13 protein-coding genes are annotated in these 14,532 nt (G+C 74.4%); 3 read left to right on the top strand and 10 right to left on the bottom strand.

Going from position 1 to position 14,532, the window contains the following annotated elements; all coding sequences use genetic code 11:
- Window positions 1-73: 73 nt before the first annotated feature.
- Complete coding sequence (locus ACFPM7_RS03600; protein WP_378243675.1) at window positions 74-1,957, top strand: N-acetylmuramoyl-L-alanine amidase; 1,884 nt, start codon at window positions 74-76, stop codon at window positions 1,955-1,957.
- 7 nt (window positions 1,958-1,964) lie between these two features.
- Here the strand turns inward: ACFPM7_RS03600 and tsaD are convergent, their stop codons facing one another.
- From tsaD to tsaB, 3 genes are read right to left on the bottom strand one after another with little or no spacing between them, the layout of a single operon-like run.
- A complete protein-coding gene (gene tsaD, locus ACFPM7_RS03595; protein ID WP_378243673.1) occupies window positions 1,965-3,002 on the bottom strand; it encodes a tRNA (adenosine(37)-N6)-threonylcarbamoyltransferase complex transferase subunit TsaD in 1,038 nt (345 codons plus the stop codon).
- A complete protein-coding gene (gene rimI / locus ACFPM7_RS03590; RefSeq protein WP_378243855.1) occupies window positions 2,999-3,481 on the bottom strand; it encodes a ribosomal protein S18-alanine N-acetyltransferase in 483 nt (160 codons plus the stop codon). The genes tsaD and rimI overlap by 4 nt, the downstream gene beginning before the upstream one ends.
- 2 nt (window positions 3,482-3,483) lie before the next feature.
- On the bottom strand, window positions 3,484-4,131 hold the full coding sequence (gene tsaB / locus ACFPM7_RS03585) for a tRNA (adenosine(37)-N6)-threonylcarbamoyltransferase complex dimerization subunit type 1 TsaB (RefSeq protein ID WP_378243671.1): 648 nt from the start codon (window positions 4,129-4,131) through the stop codon (window positions 3,484-3,486).
- Between the two features lie 117 nt (window positions 4,132-4,248).
- Between tsaB and ACFPM7_RS03580 the strand changes: the two genes are divergently transcribed.
- Window positions 4,249-5,577 carry an acyl-CoA synthetase gene (locus ACFPM7_RS03580; RefSeq protein ID WP_378243853.1) on the top strand — a complete coding sequence of 443 codons (1,329 nt, stop codon included), beginning with the start codon at window positions 4,249-4,251 and terminating at the stop codon, window positions 5,575-5,577.
- Here the strand turns inward: ACFPM7_RS03580 and tsaE are convergent.
- The 5 genes from tsaE to glmS are packed head-to-tail and all read right to left on the bottom strand — an operon-like array spanning window position 5,552 to window position 11,424.
- Window positions 5,552-6,028, bottom strand: a complete 477-nt coding sequence (tsaE, locus tag ACFPM7_RS03575) for a tRNA (adenosine(37)-N6)-threonylcarbamoyltransferase complex ATPase subunit type 1 TsaE (protein WP_378243668.1) — start codon at window positions 6,026-6,028, stop codon at window positions 5,552-5,554. The genes ACFPM7_RS03580 and tsaE overlap by 26 nt on opposite strands.
- 18 nt (window positions 6,029-6,046) lie before the next feature.
- Window positions 6,047-7,084 carry an alpha/beta fold hydrolase gene (locus tag ACFPM7_RS03570; protein ID WP_378243666.1) on the bottom strand — a complete coding sequence of 346 codons (1,038 nt, stop codon included), beginning with the start codon at window positions 7,082-7,084 and terminating at the stop codon, window positions 6,047-6,049.
- Entirely contained in the window at window positions 7,081-8,160 is a 1,080-nt protein-coding gene (alr, locus tag ACFPM7_RS03565) for an alanine racemase (RefSeq protein WP_378243664.1), read from the bottom strand. The genes ACFPM7_RS03570 and alr overlap by 4 nt, the downstream gene beginning before the upstream one ends.
- The gene (locus ACFPM7_RS03560; RefSeq protein ID WP_378243662.1) at window positions 8,153-9,580 is read right to left on the bottom strand and encodes an NAD(P)H-hydrate epimerase; all 1,428 of its coding nucleotides are present in this window, start codon (window positions 9,578-9,580) and stop codon (window positions 8,153-8,155) included. Before ACFPM7_RS03560 ends, alr begins: the two co-directional genes overlap by 8 nt.
- Window positions 9,580-11,424, bottom strand: a complete 1,845-nt coding sequence (glmS, locus tag ACFPM7_RS03555; protein WP_378243660.1) for a glutamine--fructose-6-phosphate transaminase (isomerizing) — start codon at window positions 11,422-11,424, stop codon at window positions 9,580-9,582. Before glmS ends, ACFPM7_RS03560 begins: the two co-directional genes overlap by 1 nt.
- Before the next feature lie 50 nt (window positions 11,425-11,474).
- Here glmS and ACFPM7_RS03550 point away from each other — a divergent pair, with 50 nt between their 5' ends.
- The gene (locus ACFPM7_RS03550; protein ID WP_378243657.1) at window positions 11,475-12,251 is read left to right on the top strand and encodes a dienelactone hydrolase family protein; all 777 of its coding nucleotides are present in this window, start codon (window positions 11,475-11,477) and stop codon (window positions 12,249-12,251) included.
- 411 nt (window positions 12,252-12,662) lie between these two features.
- Here ACFPM7_RS03550 and ACFPM7_RS03545 read toward each other — a convergent pair whose 3' ends face one another.
- Both ACFPM7_RS03545 and ACFPM7_RS03540 read right to left on the bottom strand, forming a co-directional pair.
- Window positions 12,663-14,228, bottom strand: coding sequence for a hypothetical protein (locus ACFPM7_RS03545; RefSeq protein ID WP_378243655.1), 1,566 nt, complete (start codon window positions 14,226-14,228; stop codon window positions 12,663-12,665).
- Entirely contained in the window at window positions 14,218-14,532 is a 315-nt protein-coding gene (locus ACFPM7_RS03540; RefSeq protein WP_378243653.1) for a type VII secretion target, read from the bottom strand. The genes ACFPM7_RS03545 and ACFPM7_RS03540 overlap by 11 nt, the downstream gene beginning before the upstream one ends.

Raw genomic sequence — 14,532 nt, 5'->3', positions numbered from 1 at the left:
ACCGGGTGAAGCGTCCGGCGGCGGGCCCGCGGGCTTCCTAGGGTTGAGGACCACCCTGACGGAAGGTCGTCCCGTGCAGCGATGTCGCCTCCTGGGGGTGGTGGCCGTCGCCGCCGCCGCCCTGGTGATCACCGAGCCCGCCGCCGCGCGGGCCGACGAGCAGCGGCAGCGCGCCTTCGCCGAGGCGGCGGCCGAGCACGACGTGCCCGAGGAACTGCTGGTCGCGGTGTCCTACCTCCAGTCACGGTGGGACGCCAACGAGGGCAGGCCGAGCGTGGCCGCGGGCTACGGCCCGATGCACCTGACCGATGTCGCCTCGGCGAACGCGGGCGGCACACACCACGAGCACGCCGAGGACCCGCGCGGCGACACCGCCCGCAAGCCGCTCGTGCCCCGGCGCGCCGAGTCGGACCTGTCCGCGCCGTCGCTGCGCACGCTGGAGCGCGCCGCCGAGCTGAGCGGCCTGTCCCCCGCCGAGCTGCGCGCGGACCCGAGCGCCAACATCCGCGGCGGCGCGGCGCTGCTCGCCGAGCACCAGCGCGCCCTCGGCGGGGCGAGCGACGACCCGGCCGACTGGTACGGCGCGGTCGCCCGCTACAGCGGCGCCACCGACACCGCGACGGCCCGCGCGTTCGCCGACGAGGTCTACGCCGTGCTGAACACCGGCGTGTCCACCACCACCGACGACGGCCAGCGGGTGCGCCTCGACGCCGCGCCGGTGCAGCCCGACCGCTCCGTGCTGGACCGGATGGGCCTCTCGCCCGCGGCCCCGGGCGCGGCCGAGTGCCCGTCCGGCCTGGGCTGCCAGTGGCTGCCCGCGCCGTACGAGAAGTTCACCGGCGCGGACGGCGCGGCGACCTACGGCAACCACGACAAGGCGAACCGGCCGAGCAGCCAGAAGGTCGACTACATCGTCATCCACGACACCGAGGCCAGCTACGACTCCACGGTCCGCTCGGTGCAGAACCCGAAGTACGTCAGCTGGCACTACACGCTGCGCAGCTCCGACGGCCACATCGCCCAGCACGTGCCGACCAAGGACGTGGCCTGGCACGCGGGCAACTGGTACGTCAACGCCAAGGCGATCGGCCTGGAGCACGAGGGCTTCGCCGCGCAGGGCAGCTGGTACACCGAGGTGATGTACCGCACCTCGGCCAAGCTGGTGAAGCACCTGGCCGCCAAGTACTCGGTGCCGCTGGACCGCCACCACATCCTCGGCCACGACACCGTGCCCGGCCTGGTGCCCGAGCGCGTGCGGCAGATGCACTGGGACCCGGGGCCGTACTGGAACTGGGCGCACTACTTCACCCTGCTCGGCGCGCCGCTGGCCGCCGAGGGCTCGCCGGGCACCGGCATCGTGACCGTCAAGCCGGACTACGCCAAGAACAAGCCGAGGTTCACCGGGTGCTCCGGCGGCGGCGCGTGCCCGGCACGCGGGTCGTCGGCGGTGCCGCTGCGCTCCGCGCCGAACGACACGGCCGCGCTGCTCAAGGACATCGGCCTGCGCCCCGGCGGCGAGCGCTCGACCATGCACGTCTCCGACATCGGCAGCCGGGTCAGCACCGGGCAGCAGTTCGCCGTCGCCGAGCGGCGCGGGGCCTGGACCGCGGTCTGGTACCTGGGCCAGAAGGGCTGGCTGCGCACCGCGCACACCGTGCCCGCCACCGGCCAGCGGGTGCGCGCCAAGGGCGGCAAGCCGGTGGCGGTCTACGGGCGCGCCTACCCGCGCGCCTCGGCCTACCCGGCCGGGATCGAGCCGCAGCCGGACGTCGCGTTGCAGTACACGATGCCGCCCGGTCAGGACTACGTGCTCGGCGGCGACGTGGCCTCGGAGTACTACAAGGCAACGACCTTCGACGCGGCCGGCCATGTCGTGGTGCGCGGTGAGCGGTACCTGCAAGTGCAGTACGGGCACCGCATCGGCTTCGTCAAAGCCGACGCGGTGACCGTCCGCTAGACCTCGTCTACACCGAGATGGTCGACACCGGCAGCGCCGGGTTCGCCGAGAGGTCCAAAGAGGACGGCTTGACACCCGCGGCGACCAGGTGCGCGCCGAGCGCGGCCATCATCGCGCCGTTGTCGGTGCACAGCCTCGGCCGCGGCACGCGCAGCTCGATGCCCGCCGCGGCGCAGCGCTCGGCGGCCAGCTCCTTGAGCCGGGAGTTGGCCGCGACGCCGCCGGAGACGACCAGCGTGGCGATCCCCTCGTCCTGGCAGGCGCGCACGGCCTTCATGGTGAGCACGTCGGCGACGGACTCCTGGAAGGACGCGGCGACGTCGTCGATCGGGACGGGCTCGGGCTCGTGGGCCTCCACCCAGCGGGCGACGGCGGTCTTGAGGCCGGAGAAGGAGAAGTCGTGGCGGGCGTCGCGCGGACCGGTGAGGCCGCGCGGGAAGGCGATCGCCCTCGGGTTCCCGCGGCGGGCGGCGGCGTCGATCGGCGGGCCGCCGGGGTAGGGCAGGTCCAGGACGCGGGCGACCTTGTCGTAGGCCTCGCCCGCGGCGTCATCGATGGTGGAGCCGATCTCGGTGATGGACGTGGCGAGGTCGTCCACGCGCAGCAGCTGGCTGTGGCCGCCGGAGACCAGCAGCGCCATGCACGGCTGGGGCAGCGGGCCGTACTCCAGGGTGACCGCGGCGATGTGCCCGGCGAGGTGGTTGGCCCCGTACAGCGGCACGCCCAGCGACAGCGCGTACGCCTTCGCCGCGGAGACGCCGACCAGCAGCGCGCCCGCCAGCCCCGGCCCGCAGGTCACGGTGATGGCGTCCACATCGGACATGGCGAGCCCGGCGGCGTCGAAGGCGCGGCGCATGGTCGGCACCATCGCCTCCAGGTGCGCGCGGCTGGCCACCTCGGGCACCACGCCGCCGAAGCGGGCGTGCTGCTCGACGCTGGAGGCGACCTCGTCGGCCAGCAGCCGCACCCCGCCGTCGGCGTCGAGGGCGACGATGCCCACGCCGGTCTCGTCGCAGGAGGTCTCGATGCCCAGGATGATCGTCACGCCTTCTCCTTGACCGCTTCGCCCACGACGGCGGGGCGCGTCATCGTGTACGCGTCCGCGCCGGAGGGCTGGTAGTAGCGCCTGCGCACGCCGACCTGGCTGAACCCGTGCGCGGCGTAGAGGGCGATGGCGGGCTCGTTGTCCGTGCGCACCTCAAGGAACACCGTCGCGGCGACGGCGTCGGCCTCGGCGAGCAGGGCGCGCAGCAGCAGCCTGCCGACGCCGCGGCGCTGCCAGGTCGGGTCGACGCCGAGGGTGTGCACGCTCGCCTCGGCCTCCCCGGGCGGGCCGACCACGGCGAGCCCGGCGTAGCCGACGAGCAGGTCGTCCTCGCCCGCGTAGGCGCCCAGGTAGAAGTGGCCCCAGTCCAGCTCGGAGGCGAACGCGGCCTCGCTCCACGGGTCCTCCCCGGGGAACAGCAGGCGCTCCAACTCGGCGCAGCGGGCCAGGTCGGCCCGGCGCAGCCGCGCGAGGCGCACCGTCACCTCGGGCTCACCCGCTTGCGCGCGCCGGGCACCACGGCGTCCGGGCGGCGCAGGTAGAGCGGGGTGAGCGGGCCGGGTTCGGCGCAGGCCAGCAGCTCGGCGCGGGCGGCGGCGACCAGCCCGGCCGGGGTGGGGTGCACCGGCTCGACCAGCGGCAGGCCGAAGTCGTGCAGGTCGGCGCCCGCGACCCGGGTGGCGTGCGGGGCGCGCACCTCGGCGGCCGGGGAGACGTGCGGGCCGTCGACGCGCACGCCCTGGGCGTCGTAGGTCGCCCAGTACACCTCGCGGCGGCGGGCATCGGTGACGACGAGCAGCGGCTCGCCCGGCACGGCGGCGGCGATCGCGTCCAGCGAGCAGACCGGGTACACCGGCTTGCCGAGGGCGTGGCCGAGCGCGCCCGCGCTGACCATGCCCGCGCGCAGCCCGGTGAACGGCCCCGGTCCGACGCCGCAGACGATCGCGTCGACGTCGGCCAGCTCGCGCCCGGCCTCGGCCAGCGCGTCGCGCACGTGGGGGGTGAGCAGCTCGCCGTGCGCCTTGGCGTCCACGGTGACCCGCTCGGCGAGCACGCGGGCGCGCTCACCCACCTCGACGAGACCGGCCGTCACTGCGGGGGTGGCGGTGTCCACTGCCAGAACCAACACAGTCGTCAAGAGTACGAGAGGCGCTGCTCACACCCCCGGGCGGCCACTAAAGTCGGTCGGGTGCTGCTGCCGCCCACCGCTGCCGACCGGCCCGCCGTCGCGTTCCCCGGTCTGTCCATGACCCACGGCGACGTGGTCGCCGCCGCCCGCGCCGTCGCCGACCGGGTGTCCGGCCGCACCCGGGTCGCGGTGTGGGCGACGCCCTCGCCGGAGACGGTGCTCGCCGTGGTGGGCGCGCTGGCCGCCGGGGTGGCGGTGGTGCCGCTGAACCCGAAGGTGGGCTCCCGCGAGCTGGCCCACATCCTCGCCGACAGCGCCCCCGAGCTGCTGCTGCACGCCCCCGGCGACACCCCGGAGGTGGAACTGCCCAAGCACGCCGTGGACACCGCCGCCCGCGTGCACGGCGAGCCGCTGCCGGAGCCGGACCCGGAGTCGGTGGCCTTCGTCGTCTACACCTCGGGCACCACCGGCCCGCCGAAGGGCGTGCTGCTGCCCCGCCGCGCGGTGGCCACGAACCTGGACGCGCTGGCCGAGATCTGGTCGTGGACCGCCGAGGACGTGCTGGTGCACGGCCTGCCCCTGTTCCACGTCCACGGCCTGATCGTCGGCGTGCTGGGCCCGCTGCGCCGCGGCGGCGCGCTGCGCCACCTCGGCCGCTTCTCCAGCGCCGCGGTCGGCGCGGCCTTCGACACCGGCGCCACCCTGATGTTCGGCGTGCCGACGATGTACCACCGCCTGGGCCTGGACTGCGCCGAGGACCCCGCGCTGGCCGCCGCGGTGGGCCGGGCCCGGCTGCTGGTGTCGGGCTCGGCGGCGCTGCCCGCCACCGACCACGCCCGCATCACCGAGAGCACCGGGCAGCGCGTCGTGGAGCGCTACGGCATGACCGAGACCCTGATGAACTGCGGTGTCCGCGCCGACGGCGAGCGCAGGCCCGGCATCGTCGGCCCGGCCCTGCCCGGCGTCGAGGTCCGCCTGGCCGACGTCGCCGACGGCATGGGCGAACTGGAGGTCCGCGGCCCCAACCTCTTCCTCGGCTACCTCAACCGCCCGGACGCCACCGAGGCCGCCTTCGCCGACGGTTGGTTCCGCACCGGCGACATGGCCGTCCAGGAGCCCGACGGAGCGTTCCGCATCGTCGGGAGGCGGGCGACGGACCTGATCAAGAGCGGCGGCTACAAGATCGGCGCGGGCGAGATCGAGAACGCGCTGCTGGAGCACCCCGCCGTGGCCGAAGCCGCCGTCACCGCCGAACCCGACGACGACCTCGGCGAGCGCATCGTCGCCTGGGTGGTCCCCACCGGCGAGCCCCCGTCGCCCGACGAACTGGCCGACCACGTCGCGGCCCTGCTGGCCCCGCACAAACGACCCCGCGTCGTGCACTTCCTGGACGCGCTGCCCCGCAACGACATGGGCAAGGTCACGAAGCGGGCTCTGCGGGCCTGACCGACAGCGCCTCGATCCGCTCCACCCATGTCCCCGCGGGCTCCAGCACGGCCTCGCGCGTGTCATCCGCCCGGCGGGTCAGCCGGATCAGCAGGTGGTCGGAGTTCAGCCGCTCCGCCGCCCCCTCCCCCCACTCGATCACCACGGCCGCCGCCACCAGCTCGGTGTCCAAGTCGAGGTCGTCCAGCTGCGACAGGTCCCCGCCGAGCCGGTAGGCGTCCACATGCACCATCGGCACGCCGCGGTCCCCGGCCGGGTGCTCCCTGGCGATGATGAACGTCGGGCTGCTCACCCGCCCCCGCACGCCCAGCCCCGCCGCGATCCCTTTCGCCACCACGGTCTTCCCCGCTCCCAGCGGACCGGCGAGCAGCACCAGGTCACCCGCCGCCATCAGTCCGCCGACGCGCTCGCCGAAGGCGAGGGTGTCCTCCGGGGTACGCAGCTCCACCACGACTCCACCTTCCACAGCTCACTCGGAGCACTCGCGCAGCAGCACCGCCAGGTGGCCGGTGACCACCTCGGGCTGCTCCAGCATCACCAGGTGCCCGGCCCCGCGCACCCGCACCAGCGTCGAGTCGGGCAGCTCGGCGGCGATGCGCTCGGCGTGCGGCCACGGGGTCATCCAGTCCTCGTCGCCGCTGAGCACGAGCACGCGGCACTCCCGCAGGCCGGCGAGGGCCGCGTAGCGGTTGTGGCTGCCGAGTGTCTCGATGAAGTCGGCGAGGACGCGCACCGGGGTCACGTTCAGCATGTCGACCAGGAAGTCGACCAGCTTGGGGCTGACCTCGCCCGAGCCGAAGCCGACGGTGCGCACCGCGCCCCTGGTGAGCTGGCCGCCCGCGGCGCGCACGAGTTCGACCAGGCCGGGCTGCCAGTCGGCGACGCGGCCGATGAGCCGGGTGAACGGGTTGTACTTGGACAGCAGCGGGCGCGGCAGGCCCTGCTTGCCGACCTCGCCCGCCGAGGTCCCGATCAGCGCGACGCCGCGCACCCGGTCGGCGAACAGCTCGGGGCGCAGTTCGGCCAGGGCCATGACGACCATGCCGCCCATCGAGTGCCCGACGAGCACCAGCGGGCCGTCCGGGGCGACGGCGCGGATGACCTCGTCGAGGTCCTCGGCCAAGTGCTCGATCTTGCTGTCGGCTTCGGTGGAGCGCCCGGAGCGGCCGTGGCTGCGGTGGTCGTAGAGCACCTGGGCGACGCGCGGGGCGGTCATGGCGGCGAGGTCGCGGCGCTGGAAGTGCCAGCACGCGCGGCTGAGGGCGAAGCCGTGCACGAGGATCACGGTCAGGTCGGGCGTGCCGCCGTCGGCGGGGTCGACCTCCTCGACCGACAGCGCCAGGCCGTCGGCCGCCGCGACGGTGCTCACCCGGTCGGGCTCCAGCTCGCCCAGCGGCTCCTCGGCGTAGGGGTCCTCGGCCTTGCGGCGCTTGGTGAGCACGACGACGGCGGCAGCGGCGGCCAGGCCGACCGCGCCGCCCGCCGCGGCGATCACCCTGCCCCTCACCGCCGCCCCCGGTAGGCGCGCGAGACCCGCGACCGGTACATGCCGGTGACGATCTCGTAGTCGATGGTGCCGATGGTCTCGGCCCACTCGGTGGCCGTCGGCTCACCGCGCGTCCCCGGTCCGAAAAGGACCACCTCGTCACCGGGCCGGGTCGCCGCGTCGCACTCGACGGCGATCTGGTCCATGCAGACCCGGCCGCGCACCGGACGCCGTTCTCCGTTCAGCAGCACCGAGAAGCGGCCGGACAGCAGGCGGGGGACGCCGTCGGCGTAGCCGACCGGGACCAGCGCGAGGCGGGTGTCCCGCTCCGCGGTCCAGGTGTGTCCATAGGAGACAGACTCGCCCGCGGCGATCTCCTTCACCGACACCACGGACGACCGGAACGTCATCGCCGGTGTCAGGCTCTCCCCGCCGGGCACCGGATTCAGCCCGTAGCCGGCGATTCCCGTGCGCACCATGTCGAAGCGCAGGTCGGGCCGGGTCAGCGTCGCCGCGGAGTTGGCGATGTGCCGACGCGGTTCCAGCCCCGCCACCAGCGCCTCGCCGTAGGCCCGCGCGAACCGCTCGGCCTGGGCATCGATCGACGGGTGGCCGGGCACGTCCGCGCACGCCAGGTGCGACCAGATCGCGTGCACCCGCTCCCCGGACTCCGCCGCCGCCCGCACCAGCTCCGGCCACAGCGCCGCCGGGCACCCGCTGCGGCCCAACCCGGTGTCGACCTTCAGGTGCAGCCGCGCGCCAGAAGCCGCCTTCAACTGCTCCACAGTGGACACGGAAACGTCGATCCCGGCGTCGGCGGCGGCGCGCATGTCCGTCCCCACGGCATCCAGCCAGCACAGCACCGGCGCGTCGATCCCGGCGGCGCGCAGTTGCAGCGCTTCAGCCAGCGCCGCCGTCCCCAGCCAGGACGCGCCGGCCTCCAGCGCCGCCCGGCCGACCTCGACCGCGCCGTGCCCGTACCCGTCGGCCTTGACCACGACCATCGTCTCCGCGGGCCCGGCCAGCTCGACCAGCCGCGCCACGTTGGCCCGGACGGCGTCCAGATCGATGACCACCTCGGCCCTCGGCTCAGCCACCGAGCACCTCCCGGATCGCCTCCGGCAGCGCCGCCAGCACCGGCGACGCCGACACCGGCGCGCCCCGCGCGGCCAGCTCGCCGGCCCGCACGTGCGCCCACGCCGCCGCGCCACCGGCGGTCACCGGATCGATCCCGGTGGCCAGCAGCGCGCCGAGCAGCCCGGACAGGATGTCGCCGGACCCGGCGGTCGCCAGCCAGTGCGAGCGCGCCGGATTCACCAGGGTGCGGCCGTCCCGACCGGCGACGACGGTCGCGTGCCCCTTGAGCAGGACGGTCACGCCCAGCCGGGCGGCAAGCGCTTGCGCCGCCGCCACGCGGTCGGCGCCGAGCCGGATGCCCAGCGGCCCGGCGATCCTGGCGAACTCGCGCTCGTGCGGGGTGAGCACGACGGCGGCGTCCGGGTCGCGGGCGTCCCACAGGTCCGGGTGCGCGCCGAGCAGGGTGATGGCGTCGGCGTCGGCGCAGACGGCCGTGCCGTCGGCCAGCACCTCGCGCAGCACGTCGCGCGCCGCCGCCCCGGTGCCCATGCCGGGCCCGACGACCCAGGCCTGCACCCGGCCCGCGTCGCCCACGGTGCCGGTGGTGACCACCTCGGGCCAGCGGGCGCGGACCTCCTCGGCGGCGGGCCCGGCGTAGCGGGTCAGCCCGGAGGTCGCCGCGACGGCCGCGCCCACGGCGAGCACCGCGGCCCCCGGGTAGCTCGCCGAGCCCGCGGCGACACCCACGACGCCCTGGGTGTACTTGTCGTCGGCCGGCCCCGGCAGCCGCCAGGCGGCGGCCACCTCGGCGCGGTCCAGGACGGCGAAGTCGGGGTCGGACAGCTCCAGCCCCAGGTCGACCAGGTGCACCTCGCCGCAGCGCTCGGCGGCGAGCGCGTGCACCGGCTTGTGCGCGCCGAAGGTCACCGTCACCTCGGCGGTCACCGCGGGCCCCTCGACGGCCCCGGTGTCCGGGTCGACGCCGCTGGGCAGGTCGACGGCCACCACGGGCGCGGTGATCCTGGCGACCAGGTCGGCCGCCGGAGCCCGCAGCGGGCCGCGCGCGGAGAGCCCGACGATCCCGTCGACCACCAGGTCGGCGGAGTCCACATCAGACGGTGTGCCGAGGCGTCCGCCCGCGCGGCGCAGGGCCGCCAGCCCCTCGGCGTGCAGGCGCTCGGGATCGACCGGGACCGCGACGACACCCACCGAGCGGCGGCGCAGCAACGCCCCGGCCCACAGCGCGTCGCCGCCGTTGTCCCCGGTGCCCACCAGCAGCACGACGCGCCGCCCGGCCACGCCGCCGCTGCGCCGCAGCAGAGCGAGGGCGTGCTGGGCGACGCCGTGCGCGGCCCGGCGCATCAACGCGCCGGGCGGCGTCCTGGCCAGCACCAGCCGCTCGGCCTCGCGCACCCGGTCGGTGGCCCAGACGCCGTTCACTACTCGACCGTGACGGACTTGGCCAGGTTGCGCGGCTTGTCCACGTCGTAGCCGCGGGCGCGGGCGATCTCGGCGGCCAGCACCTGCAACGGGACCGTCGACACCAGCGGCTGCAGCAGCGTCGGCACCGCGGGCACCTCGATCAGCTCGTCGGCGTACGGGCGCACCGTCTCGTCGCCCTCCTCGGCGATGACGATGGTGCGCGCGCCGCGGGCCTGGATCTCGCTGATGTTGGACACCAGCTTCGCGTGCAGCACCGCGCGGCCCTTGGGCGAGGGCATCACCACGACGACCGGCAGGCCCTCCTCGATCAGCGCGATCGGCCCGTGCTTCAGCTCGCCCGCCGCGAAGCCCTCGGCGTGCATGTACGCCAGCTCCTTGAGCTTCAGCGCGCCCTCCAGGGCCACCGGGTAGCCGACGTGGCGGCCCAGGAACAGCACCGCCTTGGAGTCGGCCAGCTCGCGGCCCAGCTCGCGCACCCGGCCGACGGTCTCCAGCACCCTGGTCACCGCGGCGGGCATGGCCTCCAGCTCGTGGAACTCCCGGGCGATCTCGTCGGAGTACTTCGTGCCGCGCGCCTGCGCCAAGGCCAGGCCGACCAGGTAGTTCGCCGCGATCTGGGCGAGGAACGCCTTGGTGGAGGCGACGCCGATCTCCGGGCCGGCGTGGGTGTAGAGCACCGCGTCGGACTCGCGCGGGATCTGCGCGCCGTTGGTGTTGCAGACCGCCAGCACGCGCGCCTTCTGCTCGCGCGCGTGGCGCACCGCCTCCAGCGTGTCCGCGGTCTCACCGGACTGCGAGACCGCCACGACCAGGGTGTCGCGGTCGAGCACCGGGTCGCGGTAGCGGAACTCCGAGGCCAGCTCGACCTCGACGGGCAGCCGCGTCCAGTGCTCGATGGCGTACTTGGCGACCAGGCCGGAGTGGTAGGCCGAGCCGCAGGCCACGACGAAGACCTTGTCGACGTCGCGCAGGTCCTGGTCGGAGAGGCGCTGCTCGTCGAGCACGATGCGCCCGTCGACGAAGTGCCCGCGCAGCGTGTTCGCCAGCGCGTCGGGCTGCTCCTCGATCTCCTTGAGCATGAAGTACTCGTGGCCGCCCTTCTCCGCGGCCGAGAGGTCCCAGTCCACGGTGAACGGCTTGACGACGGCCTCGCCGCCGAGGAAGTCGGTGACGGCGTAGCCCTCGCGGGTGATCTCCACCAGCTGGTCCTGCCCCAGCTCGACGGCCTCGCGGGTGTGCTCGATGAACGCCGCCACGTCGGAGGCGACGAACGTCTCGCCCTCCCCGAGCCCGACCACCAGCGGCGAGGACCGCCGCGCCGCGACGATCCGGTCCGGTTCGTCGGCGTGGCTCACGACCAGCGTGAACGCGCCTTCCAGGCGGCGGCAGACCGTGCGCACGGCCTCGGCGAGGTCACCGCCGTAGGCGCGGGCGATGAGGTGCGCCGCGGTCTCGGAGTCGGTGTCGCTGGCCATCTCGACCCCGGCGGCCTCCAGCTCGGCCCGCAGCGCGGCGAAGTTCTCGATGATCCCGTTGTGCACGACCGCGACACGCCCGGTGGCGTCGCGGTGCGGGTGGGAGTTGCGGTCGACCGGCGCGCCGTGCGTGGCCCACCGGGTGTGCCCCATCCCCGCGGTGCCCGCGAAGGCCTCGACGCCCACCTCGGCCACCCTGGCCTCCAGGTTGGCCAGCCTCCCGGCCTTGCGCTCCACCACGATCGCGCCATCCGCCAGCACGGCGACGCCCGCGGAGTCGTACCCGCGGTACTCAAGCCTGCGCAGCCCGTTGAGCACCACGTCCAGCGCCTGACGGTGTCCTACGTAACCCACGATTCCGCACACGGCGACCAGGGTAACCACGTGTCCGCCGTCTCCCCGGATAGGCTTCCCGCATGGCACGCCCGCTCGCCGAGCTGACCCGCCCAGGCCCGCACGAGGTCCTGCGCGGTGACCTCGCCCTCGTCGGCCTGCCCGGCACGGTCTTCACCCCGAAGTCCGGCAAGAACCTCCCCGCGATCGCCTTCGGCCACGGCTGGCTGCAGCCCGTGTCCCGCTACCGCGGCCTCCTGCGCCACCTGGCCTCCTGGGGCATCGTCACCGCCGCCCCGGCCACCCAGTCGGGCCCCTTCGCCTCCAGCAGGCTCCTCGCGGGCGACCTGCGCACCACCCTCGACATCTGCGCCGGCGTCCGCCTGGGCACCGGCGACATCAGCGTCGACCCCCGCAGACTCGGTTTGGCAGGCCACTCCACCGGCGCAGGCTGCGCCGTCCTGGCCGCCGCCGAAGACGACCGCGTGAAGGCAGTGGCCACCCTCGCCGCCTCCCAAACCCGCCCCTTCGCCTCCGACGCCGCCCGCGACTGCACCATGCCCTCCCTGCACCTGGCAGGGGGCCGCGACATCGTCGCCCCACCGGTCGCCCACGCCGAACTGATCGCCCGAAACTGGGCGGGCCCCTCCCGCCTCAGCACCCTGCCCAAGTCCAGCCACCTGGCCTTCACCGAAGGCAAGCACTGGAGCAACCTGGTCATCCAGGGCAAACCCGACTCCGCCGCCCACAAACTGACCAAGGCCCTCCTGACGGCGTTCTTCCTGCACCACCTGACCGGCGACAAGAAGTACGGCGAACTCTTGGACCAGCCCATCAAGGGCTTGGTAGACGCCGCCTAACCGCCCCCACCCACCGCACTGTCCGATGGGGTGAATTCGCGTCGACGGGGGAGAAGAATCGCCGCTAAACGGCCCACCCCGCCAACGCACCCACCCCAAGCGAAGTATCCGGCCCCCCACCGCCAGGATATCCAACTGAACCCTCACGCCGCAGGAACCAAAACCGCCCCTGTGGACTACCTCACCGCTTCGTCATCCAGCTAACCGAGAAGAACCCCGTATCCGACGGATCGTCCGGCTCGGGCCGACGCCGTCGAGCAGCCGCCGGAACCACCGGAGCCTCAACCCGCCGATGCGCGGCCAACTTCTCCCCGCACACCTTCTTGGCGTCATCCAACCGATCCCCAAACTCAGCACTAATCGCCGAGAACCGCGACCGCACCGCCCGAACAACCGGATCATCCACCACGGTCACCCCCTCGGGGCCGGAGCGCCGATAATCCCGTCGAACCCCGCAGCCGGATCATCCACACCATCAAACAAACTCCCCTGAATCCGCCACTGCCCCGTCTTGCGCTCAGAATCTCCCCCTTGCCCACCACCACCCATTCCCCCACCCATCATCCCGCCTCCCATCATCCCGCCCCGCCCACCCGACCCCTCCCCGGCAGCCGCCGCAGCCACCGGCACCCCACCCGCCTTCTTCCCGTCCCCCATCTCCTGAGCCCCAGTCATCGGCCCATCCCCCAACGGCGCCGCAGCGGTCGCCCCAGCCCCTGGCCCACCACCAACGCCCCCGACTCCGCCAGAACCCGCGCCAGCAGAACCCGCGCCAGCAGAACCCGCGCCGCCAGAACCCGCACCACCGGAACCAGCCTCGGAAGGCGTCGACACCGCCCCATCCCGAGCCTCAGCAACGGCACCCCCCTCAGACTCGATCGTGTACTTCTCCGGCTCCCCCACCCCGTCATCCACCGTCACCTGGACCCGCCCCGGCCCCAGCTGCTCAGCCCGGATGACCGTCTCCCCGACCCGCACCTCATCCGAGCCGTCGCCAAGCTCCAGAACCCGCCTCTCCCCATCCACCGTCAGCCCGTACCGCCCCTGCGAATCCGGCCCGACCAGCGTTATCGTCCGCTCGCCGTCCCGGATGACGACCCGATCCCCGCCGGTCACCGGCGGACCGGACACCGCCCCGGCGAACGGCTCGTCCACGACCTCACCCGCCACCTCGCCCAGCACCTGCCAGGCCGCCGACACCGCGTCGTGCGCCGCCCGCAGCCCACCGCGGAACCTGCCCACCAGCGCGTCGTAGCGCGCGCAGAACTCATCAAGCCACGCCATCACGTCGTGACTGGGCCATGGCGGTGCGCTGCGCGCGTTCAGGTCGCACACCCCGGCCGAGCGCAGCTCGTCCGGCACGAACGTCCGACCCCACAGCGAGCCGTCCCCGAGCGCGGCGTCGACCCGGTCCACCTGCGTCTGCCGGAGAGCCAGGTCGTCCATCCGCAGGTCCACCGACCGGGCGTCGTCCGCCCAGGCCCGCAGCACCCCCGAGACCACCTCACCCGCGCCCTCAAGGCCCACGGCGAGCCGGGTGACACCGTCCTGCCACGACCGCACCCCGGACGCGTAGCGCCCGAACCGGCCGGTGGCCGCCGTGGCCACGGCCTCGTCCCACGCGTCGTAGAGGCCCGTGCCGACGGCGTCGACCGCTTCGCGCAGCGCCTCGGCCGCCGCGGAGAGCGCCGAGAGCCGCGCGGCCGTGGCCGCCAGGGCCCAGAACTCGACGCCGCGCAGGTCGGCGAGCAGCTTCTCGTCGTCCGGTGTGCCCCACACCGGTTCCGCCCAGCCCTGCTTGGCCGCCGGGTGGGTGCGCCAGCGCGCGTAGACCGCGCCCGCCTCGCGGGTGGACAGCGCCTGGGCGCGCTTGGCGATCTCGGCGTCGATCAGGGCGCTGCTGGTCTCGCCGGTGTCGGAGCCGCCGGGTTCGACCAGCGCGGCGGTGATGGCGTCGGCGGACATGTCAGCGCTCACCCGCTGCCCGGATGCGCCGCGCGTTCTCCTCGTCGGTCTCGGTGATCCGCTTGGCCGACTCGGCCAGCTCCTCGGCGAGCCCGGTCAGCACCGGGACCGACTCGGCGAAGGACTCGCGCAGACCGGTGACGGCCGCGACCACGGCCTCTCCCGTGCCGAGCCGGGCCGCGAGCGGGCCGAACCGCTCGGCGGTGATGCCCTCCCGTCCCGCGAAAGCGACGACGTCGTCGAGCGCCGTGGCGATGTCGGCGAGACCGCGGACGGCGCGCTCGACGGCCTCCGGGTCGACCCGCAGCTCCCCCAT

This window comes from Actinokineospora guangxiensis (assembly GCF_042657845.1).
GTDB classification, from domain to species: Bacteria; Actinomycetota; Actinomycetes; order Mycobacteriales; family Pseudonocardiaceae; genus Actinokineospora; species Actinokineospora guangxiensis.
The sequence above is the reverse complement of the archived record's forward strand: the minus strand, read 5'-3'. Positions and strand labels throughout refer to the sequence as shown.

Coding starts and splice junctions, on each gene's coding strand:
- ACFPM7_RS03580 (WP_378243853.1), top strand. CDS start 4,249: ATGACCCACGGCGACGTGGTCGCCGCCGCCCGCGCCGTCGCCGACCGG.
- ACFPM7_RS03550 (WP_378243657.1), top strand. CDS start 11,475: ATGGCACGCCCGCTCGCCGAGCTGACCCGCCCAGGCCCGCACGAGGTC.
- ACFPM7_RS03540 (WP_378243653.1), bottom strand. CDS start 14,532: ATGGGGGAGCTGCGGGTCGACCCGGAGGCCGTCGAGCGCGCCGTCCGC.